At 46.1% G+C, this 16,775-nt stretch carries 15 protein-coding genes; 9 read left to right on the top strand and 6 right to left on the bottom strand.

Annotated features, from left to right (window positions below; all coding sequences use genetic code 11):
• Position 1: 1 nt before the first annotated feature.
• Positions 2-499, bottom strand: coding sequence for a DUF6644 family protein (locus tag ICN49_RS06820; RefSeq protein ID WP_216166936.1), 498 nt, complete (start codon positions 497-499; stop codon positions 2-4).
• 78 nt (positions 500-577) lie between these two features.
• Here ICN49_RS06820 and ICN49_RS06815 point away from each other — a divergent pair, with 78 nt between their 5' ends.
• Positions 578-1,570, top strand: coding sequence for a Bug family tripartite tricarboxylate transporter substrate binding protein (locus ICN49_RS06815; protein ID WP_255535425.1), 993 nt, complete (start codon positions 578-580; stop codon positions 1,568-1,570).
• A 106-nt stretch (positions 1,571-1,676) separates the two neighbouring features.
• Here the strand turns inward: ICN49_RS06815 and ICN49_RS06810 are convergent, their stop codons facing one another.
• Positions 1,677-2,672, bottom strand: a complete 996-nt coding sequence (locus ICN49_RS06810; protein ID WP_439650856.1) for a Bug family tripartite tricarboxylate transporter substrate binding protein — start codon at positions 2,670-2,672, stop codon at positions 1,677-1,679.
• Between the two features lie 123 nt (positions 2,673-2,795).
• Here ICN49_RS06810 and ICN49_RS06805 point away from each other — a divergent pair, with 123 nt between their 5' ends.
• From ICN49_RS06805 to ICN49_RS06790, 4 genes are read left to right on the top strand one after another with little or no spacing between them, the layout of a single operon-like run.
• A complete protein-coding gene (locus ICN49_RS06805; RefSeq protein ID WP_216166932.1) occupies positions 2,796-3,089 on the top strand; it encodes a SemiSWEET transporter in 294 nt (97 codons plus the stop codon).
• A 35-nt stretch (positions 3,090-3,124) separates the two neighbouring features.
• Positions 3,125-4,012, top strand: a complete 888-nt coding sequence (locus tag ICN49_RS06800; RefSeq protein ID WP_216166931.1) for a fumarylacetoacetate hydrolase family protein — start codon at positions 3,125-3,127, stop codon at positions 4,010-4,012.
• Between the two features lie 58 nt (positions 4,013-4,070).
• Positions 4,071-4,763: a fumarylacetoacetate hydrolase family protein gene (locus ICN49_RS06795; protein WP_216166929.1), complete on the top strand. Its 693-nt coding sequence runs from the start codon at positions 4,071-4,073 to the stop codon at positions 4,761-4,763.
• A 2-nt stretch (positions 4,764-4,765) separates the two neighbouring features.
• Positions 4,766-5,824, top strand: coding sequence for an alpha/beta fold hydrolase (locus ICN49_RS06790; protein WP_216166928.1), 1,059 nt, complete (start codon positions 4,766-4,768; stop codon positions 5,822-5,824).
• Positions 5,825-5,891: 67 nt separating this feature from the next.
• Here the strand turns inward: ICN49_RS06790 and ICN49_RS06785 are convergent, their stop codons facing one another.
• On the bottom strand, positions 5,892-7,412 hold the full coding sequence (locus ICN49_RS06785; RefSeq protein WP_216167033.1) for a CoA-acylating methylmalonate-semialdehyde dehydrogenase: 1,521 nt from the start codon (positions 7,410-7,412) through the stop codon (positions 5,892-5,894).
• 175 nt (positions 7,413-7,587) lie between these two features.
• Here ICN49_RS06785 and ICN49_RS06780 point away from each other — a divergent pair, with 175 nt between their 5' ends.
• Both ICN49_RS06780 and ICN49_RS06775 read left to right on the top strand, forming a co-directional pair.
• A complete protein-coding gene (locus ICN49_RS06780; RefSeq protein WP_216166927.1) occupies positions 7,588-8,709 on the top strand; it encodes an NADH:flavin oxidoreductase/NADH oxidase in 1,122 nt (373 codons plus the stop codon).
• A 26-nt stretch (positions 8,710-8,735) separates the two neighbouring features.
• The gene (locus tag ICN49_RS06775) at positions 8,736-9,719 is read left to right on the top strand and encodes a Bug family tripartite tricarboxylate transporter substrate binding protein (protein ID WP_439650855.1); all 984 of its coding nucleotides are present in this window, start codon (positions 8,736-8,738) and stop codon (positions 9,717-9,719) included.
• 22 nt (positions 9,720-9,741) lie between these two features.
• Here ICN49_RS06775 and ICN49_RS06770 read toward each other — a convergent pair whose 3' ends face one another.
• On the bottom strand, positions 9,742-11,052 hold the full coding sequence (locus ICN49_RS06770) for an amidase (protein WP_216166924.1): 1,311 nt from the start codon (positions 11,050-11,052) through the stop codon (positions 9,742-9,744).
• A 69-nt stretch (positions 11,053-11,121) separates the two neighbouring features.
• Here ICN49_RS06770 and ICN49_RS06765 point away from each other — a divergent pair, with 69 nt between their 5' ends.
• Both ICN49_RS06765 and ICN49_RS06760 read left to right on the top strand, forming a co-directional pair.
• Positions 11,122-11,781, top strand: coding sequence for a SprT family zinc-dependent metalloprotease (locus ICN49_RS06765; RefSeq protein WP_216166923.1), 660 nt, complete (start codon positions 11,122-11,124; stop codon positions 11,779-11,781).
• 62 nt (positions 11,782-11,843) lie between these two features.
• On the top strand, positions 11,844-12,935 hold the full coding sequence (locus tag ICN49_RS06760; protein ID WP_216861167.1) for a tartrate dehydrogenase: 1,092 nt from the start codon (positions 11,844-11,846) through the stop codon (positions 12,933-12,935).
• A gap of 22 nt (positions 12,936-12,957) precedes the next feature.
• On the opposite strand, the gene dnaQ is transcribed toward ICN49_RS06760, so the two are convergent.
• Positions 12,958-13,671, bottom strand: coding sequence for a DNA polymerase III subunit epsilon (gene dnaQ / locus ICN49_RS06755; RefSeq protein WP_216166922.1), 714 nt, complete (start codon positions 13,669-13,671; stop codon positions 12,958-12,960).
• Positions 13,671-16,769 carry an efflux RND transporter permease subunit gene (locus ICN49_RS06750; protein ID WP_216166921.1) on the bottom strand — a complete coding sequence of 1,033 codons (3,099 nt, stop codon included), beginning with the start codon at positions 16,767-16,769 and terminating at the stop codon, positions 13,671-13,673. Before ICN49_RS06750 ends, dnaQ begins: the two co-directional genes overlap by 1 nt.
• Positions 16,770-16,775 lie beyond the last annotated feature (6 nt).

The raw sequence follows: 16,775 nt of genomic DNA, 5'->3' as shown, positions 1-16,775 counted from the left end.
ATTAGGTATAGGCAATCCAGCGACCGCAAGACACAATTCCAATCCACAGGGCAATAGAGCAAAGCGCAAGTATGGATGCAAGTCTGCGTTTATTTGGACTCGCATTCCAGAAAAATGAGTTTTGATTGCTAACGTGTTGTAGCCAATAGGTAATGCTGATTACGATGATCAGCATCAACATTTTTAATTGAAATGCGGGATTTGCTAAAGAGCGCGCTGGCTCTGCAATGATCATGACAATTCCTGTTGCTAGAAGAATGGGAATGGCAAGCCAAATAATATAGGTGTATCTAGCCATCATGCTCGCAATCGAAAACTCATTTCCAGAGAGGCGAAGTAATCTGAGGTCGATCATTAATGAGGCAATCAGAACCGCAGCAATCGCCATAATATGGATCGTTTGTACACTTGGAATCACCCAGGCATTACGCTGAATAGCCAGGCTAACAGAGGTATTTTCTAGGTAGGAGCAAAAATGGAGTAATAAAGAAGTGCGCATAAAACTGAACAAGTGTTTAATATTGTGAAAAGAGTGTATATCACTCAAATAAATAACTTATAAATTTCGGAGATCAGGATGTTTCAACATTTTCAATTGAACCAAATTCGCACCATGATTTTTGCTGCAACTGCAGCAATTATTGCTATTTCACCTTGGGCAAATGCGGCCGATCCATTTCCCAATAAGCCGCTAAAGATCATCGTGACTGCAGCGCCTGGCGGAACAACTGATATTGCAACTCGGCAACTTTCAGATGTTTTGTCAAGGGAGCTTGGTCAAACAGTGGTGGTGGAGAATAAAGCGGGTGGCGCAGGCATTATTGCCCTTCAAGCGTTGATTGCCGCACCTGCAGATGGCTACACCATGGCTATGGGCAATATCGGTACTAATGCCATTAACTACAGCCTCTATAAAACGCTTCCTTATAAAGTTGAGGATATGGAGCCAATTACTGTTGTGCTGGCTACCCCAAATGTTTTGGTGGTGAATGCAGACTTTCCAGCAAAGACAGTGGCTGAGTTGGTCGCTTTGGCTAAGGCCAATCCTGGCAAGTACTCCTTTGCTTCATCGGGTCGTGGTCAGTCTATTCACATGTCCGGTGAATTACTTCGCGTGCAAGCTGGCATTGACATCTTTCACGTTCCATACAAAGGAGCTGGCCCTGCATTAGCTGATTTATTGGCTGGACAAGTCAATATGATGGTCGATAACCTGCCAAGCTCAATGCAATACATTAAAGCTGGGAAATTAAGAGCCCTGGCAGTTACTAGTAAGACGCGTGTAGCCGAACTGCCTGACGTTCCAACCATGATTCAATCAGGCTTCCCTAATTTTGAAGTAACTGCATGGTTTGGTTTATTTGTTCCGGCAGGTACACCTAAGCCAGTCATCGATAAGATTTATGCGGCAGTTAAGAAGTCTCTAGAAACACCAGAGATCAAGCAGCGCTGGAAAGACTTAGGCGGCTGGTCGGTAGGTGACACTCCTGCGAATACCAAGCTATTTGTTGCTGCAGAAAAAAAGAAATGGGAGCAAGTGGCTAACCAGGCAAAGCTCGAGAAGGAATAATTCTCGGTTACATCTTCGGTTGAGTTGTGAAAAGTAAAAAGGCCAATGAATTTCATTGGCCTTTTTTGTGAATCCGCTAGGAATATGAGATTAGCTAGTTTCTGGCTTAATCAACCTTAACGTTTGCATCCTTAACGACTTTTGCCCACATATTGAGCTCACGAGAAATTCGTTTTGCGGAATCAGCTGGCGAAAGGTAGTTTACATAGACCCCTGCAGCCAACATACGTTCTTGAACATCAGGGTGTTGCAGAATGATTTTGATATCCGAGCTCAACTTATCGACGATGGGCTTGGGTGTTCCAGCAGGTGCCTCGATACCAAACATGCTGACAACATCAAAGTTAGGCAAGCCTGTAGCCTGAGTAACGGTTGGTACGTCGGGTAGTTGGCTGATGCGTTTTGCGGTTGTGACAGCAAGAGGCCTTAACTGACCTGATTGAATAAACGGTAAGGCTGCAGGAACAGTCTCGGACATGCTCAATACTTGGCCGCCGACCAGATCTGTCATAGCAGGGCCGCTGCCCTTGTATGGGACATGTAGCAAATCGAGGCCCAGTTGGAAACGGAACATTTCCATTGCCAATCGCTGCGGGGCACCAGCTCCAGATGATGCAAAGGTAAGCTTGCCAGGATTGGCCTTGGCATAAGCAATGAACTCTTTCATATTTTTGACTGGAACCGATGGGTTCACCACAAAAACAAGCGGCACCACTCCGACCACTGCAACCGGCGTGAAGTCTTTCTCGAGATCGTATTTAATGCTGCCTTTTTCAAGATTGGAGTTAATAGCATGCGATGTCAGGGCGCCCATTAGCAGGGTGTAGCCGTCTGCCGGGGCCTTAGCAACCATATCAGCCCCAATGTTGCCGCTATCACCCGCTCGGTTATCCGCTACTACCTGTTGGTTTAAAGACTTGGAGAGTTCTTGAGCCATGATGCGGCCAATAACGTCAGTAGCGCCACCTGGAGGGAAGGGAATCACCAGTCGGACTTGTTTATCCGGATAAGCTTTAATAGCCGCAGTTTGTGCTTGAGGAAGGCTGGTAAAAGCCGCCAGAATTAGGCCAAGGCCCATCAATTTGGAAGTAGTTAGTCTCATCATTTCTTTTAGTAATTGTTATGGGTAAATCTTGAAATTCCATTATCTACGCATTTATTGACCTTGCAAATGAGGTCTGACTAAGGTCAAGGATTTAATGGGATAAATAACTACAATAAAAGCATGAACCTAGAGGCTTATCACATTGAAATCATTGGCTACTCTGCTGCCTTTTTGACCACTATTGCGTTTCTACCTCAGGCGATCCAATCTTGGCGTACTAGAGACTTATCTGGCATTTCATTGGGTATGTATAGTTTATTTACCGCCGGAGTGGGCTTATGGTTGATTTATGGGTTGGCGATTGAAAAGTGGCCACTGATTTTGGCCAATGCCCTGACATTTGCTTTAGCACTGAGCATCTTAGTTTTAAAATTGCAGCATACTCACCGAAGAAAAAATACAGAGTCGATATAAAAAGACTTCATCAAGAGACGGCGGAAAGGCTTTAAATGCGTTTATTTACTTATTATCCAAATCCATCCAACCAGCAAGACACTCGCGTCGGCATTTTTAAAGATGCGAGTCAAAAAGAATGGATTGCACTTTCAGGGGTAGATGCCAATCTTCCTGCCACCTTGCTTGAGATCATCGCCACGCCATTATGGATGAAGCGTGCTAAAGAGATTCAGGCACAAGCAAATCTTTCCTGGAAGTCAGCTGATGGTATTGCCTTTGCCCCAGTGATTCCAAAACCTGAAAAAATTGTTTGCATGGGCCTGAACTATGCAGACCATGCTAAAGAGGGTGGGCATGCTCGTCCAGATTACCCATCTTTCTTTATGAGAGTTCCAAGCTCATTGTTAGGGCATGAGCAGCCGATGATTGTTCCACCGGTTTCGGATAAGTTGGATTACGAAGCAGAGTTGGCCTTCGTGATTGGCAAAAGATGCCATCGATTGACCAAAGAGAATGCATTGGAAGCTGTTGCTGGCTACAGTATTTTTAATGACGGTAGTCTGCGCGACTATCAGCGTAAATCTACTCAATGGACCATTGGTAAAAACTTTGATCAAACAGGTGGTTTTGGTCCTTGCCTAGTGACCCCTGATGAGTTGCCAGGGGCTGCCCATGGTTTGCGGATTCAGTCGCGCCTTAATGGCAAGATCATGCAAGACAGCAATACCGAACATTTTTTGTGGGGCGTTGTTGAAACCCTGGTTTTGATCTCTGAAGTGATGACTTTAGAACCTGGCGATGTAGTGATTACCGGTACGCCTGCTGGTGTGGGTTACGCGAGAACACCTCCAGTATTTATGCAGCCAGGTGATACAGTTGAAATTGAGATTGATGGCATTGGTATTTTAAAAAATTCCATCGCCAAAGAAGTGGCTAGATAAGGTATTTCATTCAGCAATAAATAGTCAGTACCAAAAATTTCCTATTGAAAGGTTAGTCATGAGTTCAGCATATGTAATCGATCCACCGGTAATCTCAACATTGCCAGTTGTAGGCGATACCCGTCGTTTTGCAGTCAACCGAATCTATTGCGTTGGCCGAAATTATGCTGACCATGCTCGTGAGATGGGCCATGATCCAGATCGCGAACCACCGTTCTTTTTTATGAAACCAGCAACTGCGATCGTGACCGATGGAAAAGACATGGCCTATCCAAGTCTTTCAAGCGATGTTCATCACGAAATTGAAATGGTTGTAGCAATTTCTAAAGGCGGAAAAAATATTCCTGCAGATAAAGCACTTGATCATGTATATGGTTATGGAGTTGGTCTGGATATGACGCGACGTGACTTGCAGGGTGAGGCCAAGAAAATGGGTCGACCTTGGGATACTGGTAAAGCATTTGATCAATCAGCGCCTTGCGGCCCTTTGACTCCTGCAGATCAGTGTGGTCATCCAAGCCAAGGCAGTGTTAAGCTTTTGGTCAATGGTGAAGTCCGCCAAGAGGGTGATCTCAATCAGCTGATCTGGAATGTGCCTGACACGATTGCGTACCTATCTACTTTATTTACTTTAGAGCCCGGCGATTTGATTTTCTCTGGCACGCCTGCTGGTGTGGGCCCAGTTAAAAAAGGTGATGTACTTGAAGGTAGTGTTGATGGCCTGACACCTTTGAAAATCAAGATTATCTAAAGATGAACACCCCCATCAAGAGTTTATTTTTGGTGTGCGCTAGCGCAGTATTGCTATCGGCTTGCACAACAGCAGAGCAGTCTGCTAGCGCACCTGCTCAAGTTCAAACTCCAACTCCAAGCCTGTACTCCAATGCCACTCCTTTGGACTTGCGTTTAAGTGCTTGGCCTTATCCCTATCCATTAAAAGAATTCAAAACAAGTTTGCAAGGCCAGCCAGCCAGCATGATGTATATGGATGTGCCTGCACAAGGCAAACAGAAAGGCGCGGTATTGCTTTTTCATGGCAAGAATTTTTCTAGTGACTACTGGAAGTTAACCATCCCAGCATTAACTCAGGCGGGTTATCGCGTGATAGCGCCAGATCAGATTGGTTTTGGTAAATCTTCTAAGCCAGATGTGCAATACCACTTTGATGATCTCGCAGCCAATACTCAGGCTTTACTGACTTCTTTGAAGATCAAGCAAGTTTCCGTGATCGCCAATTCGATGGGGGGTATGGTGGGCGTACGCTTTGCGCGTTTATATCCACAAACAGTTCAGAAGCTCGTGCTAGAGAATCCACTGGGTCTTGAGGATTACAGTAAAGACATTCCCCCACAGCAGAATGACAATTTGTTGAAACTAGAGATGTCTCAGACGGAAACAAGTTATCGCAAGTTCTTACAAAGCTACTTTCCGAATTGGCAGCCTGCCTATGAACAGTTTGTAGAGGTGTATGTCAGAGTCCAAAAAGGCCCTGACTACCCAGCTTATGCGCGAACTTCAGTCCTAACCTATCAAATGATTGCCGAAAAGCCGGTCGTGAATGATTTGCCGCAATTGAAAATGCCGGTCTTGCTAGTCATTGGTCAAAAAGATCGAACTGTATTTGGGCGCCGCTTTGCGCCGCCGGAAGCAGTCAAATCCCTCGGTAATTTTCCGGAGCTAGGACGTAAGGCTGCTCAATCTATTCCGAATGCCAAGCTTGTGCCAATTGATAACGTTGGACATGTTCCGCATGTCGAGGTGCCTGAGGTATTTAATAAAGCAGTAATTGAGTTCTTAAATTCCAAGCCTTAAGCATCGTCTTAAGCATAGGCAAAAAAATGGGGACTTTCGTCCCCATTTTTGTTGATGTCTGAGTATCTTACTTAGATGTCGGCATCACAAACTCTGCGCCCTTAGCAATACTTTCAGGCCAGCGTTGCATCACACTCTTTTGCTTGGTGTAGAAGCGAACACCTTCTTTGCCGTAGGCATGCATATCGCCAAAGAGGGATTTCTTCCAACCACCAAAACCATGCCAAGCCATTGGCACTGGAATAGGTACGTTGATACCAACCATGCCAACTTGAACGCGACGCGCAAATTCACGAGCGATATTGCCGTCACTCGTAAAGCAAGCGACACCATTACCAAACTCACAAGAGTTCACTAGGTTTAGGGCCTCAGTGAAGTTCGCAACGCGCAAGCAAGACAGTACTGGTCCAAAGATTTCTTCTAGGTAGATCTTCATATCTGGGGTGACGTTGTCAAACAGGGTGCCACCAATGAAGAAGCCATCTTCAAGACCGGATACCTTTAAGCCACGTCCATCTACCAGCAACTTAGCGCCAGAAGCAACACCACTTTCGATGTAGCCAGTGATGCGTTCGAGTGCAGCTTTACTCACAATGGGACCCATCTCAGCATCGAGCTCCATGCCATTCTTGATTTTCAAAGTCTTAGTGCGTTCTATCAGTTTTGGCATGATCTTGTCGGCCGCATCACCAACCAAGACTGCAACTGAGATCGCCATACAGCGCTCACCAGCAGAACCGTAGGCAGCACCAATCAATGCATCGATGGCTTTATCCATATCGGCATCAGGCATGATGACCATGTGGTTCTTCGCGCCACCAAGTGCTTGGGAGCGTTTGCCAAAGTGAGCGCAGCGCTCATAAATGTAATTCGCAATAGGGGTTGAACCCACAAAGCTAACGGCTTTGACATCTGGATTTTCGATCAAGGCATCAACTGCTTCTTTATCACCTTGCACGACGTTAAATACACCATCAGGTAAACCAGCTTCTTTGAGAAGTTTGGCCATGAATAGTGAGGCAGATGGATCAGTCGGGCTTGGCTTGAGAATGAAGGTGTTGCCACAAGCAATCGCTACTGGGAACATCCACATTGGAACCATGACCGGGAAATTAAATGGCGTGACGCCTGCAACGACCCCCAAAGGTTGGCGCATCACCCAGTTATCGATATCGGTAGACACCTGCTCTGTGTAGTCACCCTTGAGTAACTCAGGAATGCCAGTAGCAAATTCCACAATCTCAAGACCGCGAACAACTTCACCTTGTGCATCTGTAAATACTTTGCCATGTTCAGCTGTAATGATGGCGGCTAATTCATCGCGATTGGCGTTGAGGAGCTCAAGATACTTAAACATAATGCGTGCACGACGCAAGGGGGATGTTTGACTCCAAGTCTGAAATGCAGTTTGAGCAACTGCTACGACTTCATCTACTTCTTTGCGACTTGCTAGTGCAACGCGCCGAGCTACCTTACCTTTTGCTGGATTGTAGACATCAGCAAAACGACCATCTTTAGGATTAACTACCTTACCGCCGATATAGTGACCAATATCTTCTTTAGATTCAAAGGCTTGAGGTGCATTCATCATATTTATTCAATAGCTTTCAGGGTTAAAGGGGTCTAGCCAAGGCGCTCAGAATACCTATCTGCACGACTTTGCTGTCTCGTATATTCTTGTTTTTAGTATTCTATCGCTTTAAGCGAATTTCAGCTTTTCTCTACTGTTTTTGGTGTTTAGAAGTCATCTAAGAGGCTATTTCATGAGTTTATTATTTTCAAGCTACACCCTCAATTCCCCTAATGGGCCGTTGAAGCTGGCTAATCGTATTGTGGTTGCGCCGATGTGCCAATACGCCGCCGTTAATGGCGAGGCAACTGACTGGCATTTAATGCACTGGGGTAATTTGCTCAATAGCGGTGCTGCTCTATTCATTATTGAAGCGACTGGCGTAACCCCTGAGGGCCGTATTACGCCAGCCTGTCTTGGATTGTGGGATGACCGCACCGAGGCTGCCTTGAAAGACAAACTCACTCGAGCCCGTAAATTAGCGCCTGCCACCCCAGTATTTATTCAGTTGGCACATGCTGGACGCAAAGCCTCCAGTGCAACCCCTTGGAATGGCGGTCAACTACTGGCTGTTGATCAAGGCGGCTGGGAAATGGAAGCACCTTCTGCTATTCCTCAATTGGATGGAGAGCGTTTGCCCCATGAACTCTCTAAAGCAGAGTTGAGTAGTTTGATTCAAGCGTTTGTAGAGTCTGCCCAACGAGCTGACCGAGTTGGCATAGATGGTATTGAATTGCACGGGGCTCATGGATATTTATTGCACCAGTTCTTATCGCCCATTGCCAATCAACGCACTGATGAGTACGGTGGTTCATTTGAAAATCGGATTCGCTTTCCTTTGGAGTTATTCAAAGCAGTGCGCGCTGCTTATAAAGGTGTCTTGGGTATTCGAATTTCAGCGAGTGATTGGATGGAGGGTGGTTGGACGCCAGAAGAAACAGCAGAGTTTGCTGCTCAGTTAAAACCCATTGGCTGTGATTTCGTTCACATCTCCTCTGGTGGTATTTCACCAAAGCAAAAAATTGCGATTGGACCAAACTATCAAGTACCTTTTGCCAAGATCGTGAAAGACAAATCTGGTCTACCAACGATGACTGTTGGCCTCATTACCGACCCTCATCAGGCCGAAGCAATTTTAGAGAAGGGTGATGCAGATTTAATTGCATTAGCACGTGCCTTCTTGTACAAACCTCGCTGGGCTTGGGAGGCTGCAGCAGCATTAGATGGTGTGGTGAGCTCTCATGAGCGCTATTGGCGTTGCTTGCCGCGGGAAGCACAAGCAGTCTTTGGTGATGTTAAAGTTGGGCAGAGATAGAGACATCAGAAATCAAATTCACAAGGATGAATATGAAAATCCACCAAACCATTCAAAAGTTTTTTGCACTTGCTGCTATTGCATTAAGTTTTAGCATCACACATGCACAAACCTTTCCAGAGCATCCGATCGTATTGGTCGTGCCAAATCCTCCGGGTGGTTTAGTGGATACTTCTGCGCGTTTATTAAGCGAGCCTTTAACGAGAGTGATTGGTCAGCCAGTAATTGTGGATAACAAGCCAGGGGCCAGTGGTAATACTGCTTACCAATACGTGGCTAAGGCTAAACCTGATGGCTATACCTTATTGATCTCATACTCTGGTTACCATGTTGGCAACCCTGCATTGATGGATAAATTGCCATGGGATCCCATTAAGGATTTTTCACCCATTGCACTGCTGACTGTTTCTACGAATGTGATTGCAGTGCACCCATCAGTACCAGTCAACAATCTCAAAGAATTTATTGCCTACGCCAAAGCGAATCCCGGTAAGTTGAACTATGCATCTCAAGGTAATGGCTCGGTATCTCATATTGGCACTGAAATCTTCAAACAAATTACTGGTGTTGAGATAGTGCACGTTCCTTACAAGGGCTCAGGCCCTGCAGTACAAGATGTTCTTGCTGGTCAGGTTCAGGTATTCATCACTACGCCACCGTCAGTGATGCAACATGTGCAGAGTGGCAAACTCAAAGCATTGGCTGTTACTGGTAAGACGCGTCACCCTGGCATGCCCAATGTTCCAACTACTGCCGAGGCGGGATTGCCAACTTTCCAACTAGAGTCATGGGTTGCCTTATATGCTCCAACAGGTACGCCCGCACCAGTCATTACAAAATTAACAGATTCTGTAAAAGCAAGTTTGGCGTTACCGGAAGTGAAAGAGCGTGCTGATACTGCCGGTGTTGAATTGCGTTATCTGACGCCTGCAGCAACGGATGCTTTGCTCAAGAAAGAATTGCCATTTTGGAATAAGGCAATTAAATCAGCGCACATCACTCTCGATTAGTTATCAGTTAAAACTAGAATTATTAAGCCTGATCCCGTGTGACGGGATCGGACAGTGAGCGTGCAAAGACTCTTGCGGCACTTAATAAGAAATGATCTTTACCTGGACCTGCAATCAGTTGCACTCCTACCGGCATTCCATTAGAGCCGCTAGTGATGTTCAGATTAATGCAGGGCAGACCAAGTAAAGTCCAGCCTCTACAGAAGATGGGATCTCCAGTAGTTTCTTTTGACCCAGGCGCCTCACCAATCGCACTAGGCGCAATGATGAGGTCCAGCTCTTTGCTAAATATCAGCTGTATTGCAGCGTGTGCTTCTTGATGCAGCAAAAGATCTTTTGTGTATTGCTCATAAGAGATTGCCGCACCATCGTTTAACTGCTTAGCTAGCTGTGGACTGATTTTCTTCGGAAAGCGAACACGCTCGAACGTTAAGCTGCGTGACATTTCTGCTGCCATGATGCGCGCTTGAGTTTGTGAGTATTGATTAAATATTGGTGGCAGCTTCAAGTCGCCAACGCTGCCTTTGGCAATCGCTTCTGCGGCAAATCTCGCTACTGCAAGAGCAGCAGCCGTTTCCTTTTGAGCAAGCGCCCAATCTGGAGTCTTGCAAATGGCAATGCGTGGCTTATTGTGAAGATCTTCAATCTTTGCAAGCGCATGATCGCCACTCATTGCAGCGACGCCTAAAGCAACATCACCAATACTCCTGCCAAAGCAACCCAAGGTATCTTGTATTGGGGATAGGCTTTTGACACCGGCGGTACTGATTTTTCCGAAGCTCGGCTTGTAGCCGACCACGCCACAGAATGAAGCGGGGCGAATAATAGATCCTGCAGTTTGGCTACCAGTAGCAAGCGGCACCATGAAGTCCGCTACTGCTGCTGCAGATCCGCTTGAAGAGCCACCAGGGGTATGTAAAGGGTTGTGTGGATTTGAGGTGGCAGCACTCTTAAATGCCGCAAATTCAGTAGTGACGGTTTTGCCAAGAATGATTCCGCCGGCTTGGCGCATCAGCGCTACCGAAACAGCATCGGTAGCAGGGTAGTGATTGGTGTAGATTGGAGAGCCGTAGGAGGTAGGGAGGTCAAAGGTGTCGTATAGATCTTTGACGCCAATTGGTAGGCCATGCAAAAGCCCTCTAATGGCGCCTTTATCAAGCTCTCTGGCTCGGGCTAGGGCATTCTCTTTGCCTAGGCTAACCCAGGCTTTAACAGTGCTTTCTCGCTGGCCAATACGATCTAGACAGGCAAGCAAGAGGTCTGTGGCCTTAATCTCTCTTTTTGCAAGGGCTTGAACTGCTTGTGATGCGCTAAGGCTTTCCAGATCTTTCATAAGCCCATTCTACTTTTGGTGGCGTATGATCGCAATTCACCATTTTGATAACTCCTAGAAATACGCAATATGAAGCAACATTCTGTACGTGAAGCCTGGCTTGAAGACGCTATAAGGCATCTAGAGCCTGTATTTTCAAAGGCTGGTTATGCCATTCCTCCGGTTCGAGTGTCTTGTGGATTTCCTGCTTCCAGCAGTCCTAGAACGACATTGGGCCAATGTTGGCCACGTGAGCGTTCTGGCGGTGGCGTGAATGAGATCTTCATCTCCCCTAAGCTCGATGATCCAGTGCAGTTACTCGACACCCTAGTCCATGAGCTTTGCCATGCAGTAGATGATTGCTTTAGTGGGCACGGCGAGGATTTCAAAGGCATTGCGCAAACAGTTGGACTTGAGGGTCCGGCGCGGATGGCACATGCCACCGAAGAATTAGTGGTCAAGTTGATGATGATTAGCCAGGAACTTGGACCATATCCCCATCAAGCCATTGTGTTCCCGCCCCCAAGACCGAGTAATGCCAGTCGTAGCAAGGCTAAGTGTGCTCAATGTGGCTATGAGGTGACTTTGCTAAAAAAATGGGCCAGCTATGGAGCGCCAATCTGCCCAAAAGACAATATTCGAATGCAAGAGGCTGTTCCTGAAACCATTGAGAACACTACCGAGCATGACAGCGAGTCCATTCAAGGCGAAAAGCCCAAGGCTGACGAGATTCGCCGGGCCATTAGTTAATACATAAAGCTAGTAAAATCACTAGATCCATTAGAACAATCTATTCAAGAGACTGAAACACCATGAAAGCACAAAAGATCGTTAAAAATCCTAAGATTGCCGTTATCGCTGGTGACGGCATTGGTAAAGAAGTGATGCCTGAAGGCGTGCGCGCATTAGAAGCGGCCAGCAGTAAGTTCGGCATTGGCATGCAATTTGATCATTTTGATTTTGCAAGCTGTGACTACTACCTTAAGCACGGCAAGATGATGCCGGATGACTGGTTTGACACCCTCATGAAATACGACGCCATTTATTTTGGTGCAGTTGGTATGCCGGACATCTTGCCCGACCACGTTTCTTTGTGGGGCAGTTTGATTCAGTTCCGTCGTGGATTTGATCAGTATGTGAATTTGCGCCCAGTGCGTTTATTGCCTGGCATTCCTTGCCCATTGGCCAATCGCAAGCCTGGTGATATTGATTTCTTTGTGGTTCGCGAGAACACTGAAGGCGAGTACTCCAGCGTCGGTGGAAAAATGTTCCCTGATACTGACCGTGAGTTTGTGATTCAAGAATCCATTTTTACTCGTCAAGGTGTCGATCGTATTTTGCAATACGCTTTTGATCTTGCTCAGAGCCGTCCTAAAAAGCATGTTACTTCGGCAACCAAGTCCAATGGTATTGCAATCACCATGCCATATTGGGACGAGCGTGTTGAAGCCATGTCCAAGAAGTTTGCCGATATTCGGACTGATAAATACCACATCGATATCTTGGCAGCGCATTTCGTTATGAATCCAGATCGTTTTGATGTGGTTGTGGCCAGTAATTTGTTTGGCGATATTTTGTCTGACTTGGGTCCTGCATGTACCGGTACGATTGCCGTAGCCCCATCTGGCAGCATTAACCCAGAAGGCAAGTTCCCATCACTCTTTGAGCCAGTTCACGGCTCTGCACCAGATATCTACGGCAAGATGATTGCTAACCCAATTGGTCAAATTTGGAGTGGCTCCATGATGTTGGATCACTTGGGTTACCCAGAGGCTGGCAAGGCAATCTTTACTGCTATTGAAAAGACCCTTGCTGCTGGTCCTGGGCATGCTCCATTGACACCTGATGTTGGTGGAACAGCTAAGACTGACGATCTTGGTAAGGCAATCGCAGCGGCAATTTAAGGTTGCGCTTTGGTTGATTTCTTTAGTTGCTCGCTTGAATAGAAGGACTCCAAACGGAGTCCTTTTTACTTGCTTTAATAATCTCCAGCAGAATTTTTTCATGACTTGCACACTCTTCGGCGCTTGCCTTTAAAAGCTTGAGCTTGCTTGGCAAGGCTTTGGTGTGTCCCATTGCGTCAGTATTAACGGTGTAGTCGACCAAATCAATTGTCAGATCCTCTTGACCCCTAGTCATTGAGAGATAGACTTCCGCCAATAGCTGCGCGTCTAATAAAGCGCCGTGCAAAGTCCTATGCTTATTGCTAATGGCAAAACGATCGCACAACGCATCCAAAGAATTACGTTTGCCCGGGAACATCTGGCGTGCATCTAGCAATGTATCGGTGATTTTTGCAGCAAGACCCCTAAAGGGAGGGCGCTTTAGCAGGGTGAACTCATTATCTAAGAAGCCTAAGTCAAAGGCTGCGTTATGAATCACGATTTCTGCGCCATCAACAAATTCAATTAACTCTTCAATAATGCTGGCGAAGATCGGTTTATCAGACAGAAAATCTCGCGATAAACCATGAACAGCAAAAGCACCAGCATCAATATCGCGCTCTGGATTAATGTAGTAATGAAAGGTTCGGTCAGTAAGGCGACGACCCACCATCTCTACACAACCAATTTCAATAATGCGATCACCAGTAGCTGGATTTAATCCAGTGGTTTCCGTATCCAGAATAACTTGGCGCATTAGGTTCCCTCGAGAACAGAAGCGGGAATTTCCATTGGGCCATTGCCTGCATACTTATCAAGGTAAAGATAAATCACAGGAGTAACGATCAGTGTCACAAACTGCGAGAAGATCAAACCTCCAGCCACGCTAATACCAAGCGGTTGACGTAACTCTGCACCAGCACCAATACCAAAGGCAATCGGTAGGGCGCCCATGAGGGCGGCAAAGGTGGTCATCATGATTGGGCGGAAACGCAAAATACAAGCTTCTCGGATCGCTTTTTCTGGAGTCATACCCTGGTTGCGTTGGGCATCCAGAGCAAAGTCAATCATCAAAATCGCATTCTTCTTGACGATACCAATTAAGAGCAAGATACCAATTGAAGCAATGATGGTCAGCTCAAAGCCAAAGATTCTCAGTGCTATTAGGGCGCCGATTGCTGCGGAGGGTAAGCCGGCAAAAATCGTTAGTGGATGAATGTAGCTCTCGTATAAAACACCGAGAAGAATATAAATAACACCTAGTGCAGAAAGAATCAAAATCATCTGTCCCGACTGATTATCTTTAAAGACCGCGGCATCGCCACCATAACTAGTGATGATTGAAGGGGGTAGACCGATTTCTTTTGTGTAGGCTTCAATTTTCTTTGTAGCATCTCCTAAGAAGACATCTGGGGCAAGATTAAATGAAAGCGTAACTGCAGGAATCTGCCCTTGGTGGTTCACTGCTGTTGGACCTACGGTACGCACAAAACTAGCAACACTAGACAGCGGCACCAATTTATCTGTAGCTCGACCACGCACAAAGACTTTATTTAAATCGCTTTCATACTGACGATCTTCTTCTGCGGTCTCAAGGATTGCATAGTATGTGTTAACTGGTGTATAGATAGTAGACACTTGACGTTCGCCATAGGAGTCGTAGAGGGCGGTCCGTATATCCGCAATCGTGACGCCAGCATTAGCAGCCTTTTCTCGATTGATTTCAATTTTGACATTAAGACCCTTGAGCTGAGAGTCGCTGGTGACGTCGCGGAAGATTGGATCGGCACGCATTTTTTGCATCAACTTATCAGCCCATTCATTGACGCCTTCAAAGCCAACGCTTTGCAGGGTAAATTGATAGCGACTTTTACTACTCTTACCACCCAACTGTAAGTTCTGGACAGGACGCATGTAGACCTGGAGGCCTGGTAATTCTCTAAATCTAGCGCGCAAGCCCTCCATGACTTTAGTCATTTTTTGGCGATCAGCTTTGTCTTTCAGGATGATGAAAATACGTCCTGTATTGGTTCCTGAGCTTGCGCCACCACCAACAACAGAAATCAAGCTATCAACGTTAGGGTCTGCGCCAACTAAGGCAGCTGCTTGATCTTGTAATGCCAACATGGCTTTGAAGGAAATATCTTCAGAGGCCTCCGTGGTAGCCAGTACTTGTCCGATATCCTCTTCAGGGAAGAAGCCTTTTGGACTGTATATGAATAGAAAAATTGTGATGGCGAAAGTGGCGAATGCCCCGATTAAGACCTTCTTGCGATTCTTTAAAGCCAAGTCAAGATAGTGGATGTAAGTCTTGAGCATCCAATCGAAGAAGCGATCGAATTTCTTGTTAATCGCAAATTCCTTGGCGTGTTGTCCAGGTTTTGGTAAAAATCGACTGCAGAGCATTGGCACAACGGTGAGAGACACAACTGCCGATACCAAAATAGACAGTGAAACGACTACAGCAAATTCTCTAAAGAGCAGACCGATCGGGCCCGCCATAAAAAACAGTGGAATAAATACTGCTACCAATGAAATAGAAATCGAGATGATCGTAAATCCAACCTCTTTACTTCCCTTAAGAGATGCTTTGAGTGGATCCATGCCTTCTTCAACATAGCGCATGATGTTCTCAAGGACAACGATCGCATCATCCACTACTAGACCCACGGCAAGCGTAATGCCCAATAAAGAAATGTTATCGAGGCTATAGCCTAAGAAGTACAGGAGGAAGAATGCGCCAATCAGGGAGATCGGCAAACTAATTGATGGAATCACCGTTGCTGAAATATGCTTCAAGAATAAGAAGATGACCAAGACAACTAATAGCACCGTTAAAGCTAGCGTCAGGTTGACGTCATGAATCGATTCAATAATCGAGAGCGAGCGGTCATTTAGAAGTTGCAGCTTGATTGATGCAGGCATTTGTTTTTGCAACTGGGGAATCAAGGCTTTAACAGAATTAACTACCTGAACAGTATTGGCGCTTGGTTGGCGCAAAATAGCGATTGCAATAGAGCGTTCTCCACCTGCTGTTGCCCATGTTTTCACATCCTCATAGCTTTCAGTAACGTCAGCTACATCCTTCAAGTAAACCGGCAGACCATTTTTCTGGCTAATCACCAGGTTTGCGAACTCTTCGGGTTTGACTAATTGCGCATTGGCATAAATAGTGATCGATTGACGCGGACCATCTAAAACACCAACTGGGCTGTTTGCATTGGCTTTATTGATAGCAATTGCGACGTCATCCATGGTGAGGTTGCGATTGGCCAAGGCATCAGGATGGGCGCGGACACGAACTGCATACCTCTTTGCGCCATAGACGAGAACCTGCGCAACACCACTAATCGTAGAAAGATTAGGGGAGAGCAAGTTTTCGGCAAAGTCATTGAGGTCGGAGAGATTCATTGAAGGGGAACTCATCCGCACCACTAGCACTGGCGTGTCTGCGGGATTAATTTTTCGATATGACGGTGGAATGGTCATTTCGATTGGTAAACGTTTTTGTGCGCGCAATAGTGCAGCTTGTACGTCTACAGCAGCCTTATCAATATCTCTATCGTTATTAAATTCCAGAGTGATATTGGTTGTGCCCAAAAAGTTACTCGAGCTAATGACCTTAATACCATCGATGGTTGAGAATTCCTTTTCTAAAGGTAGGGCAACCGAGGCAGCCATGTTTTCTGGCGATGCGCCAGGCAAACTACCGCTTACAGAAATAACGGGGGAGTTAAAGCTTGGTAGGGCTGCAACAGGAATATTAATGTAAGCAACGGCACCTGCAATCACGGTTGCTATAGAAAGCAACACCGTCATTACTGGGCGCCGAATGCATAATTCGGAGATATTCATATGTTC

It is taken from the genome of Polynucleobacter finlandensis (assembly GCF_018881755.1).
GTDB classification, from domain to species: Bacteria; Pseudomonadota; Gammaproteobacteria; order Burkholderiales; family Burkholderiaceae; genus Polynucleobacter; species Polynucleobacter finlandensis.
The sequence above is the reverse complement of the archived record's forward strand: the minus strand, read 5'-3'. Positions and strand labels throughout refer to the sequence as shown.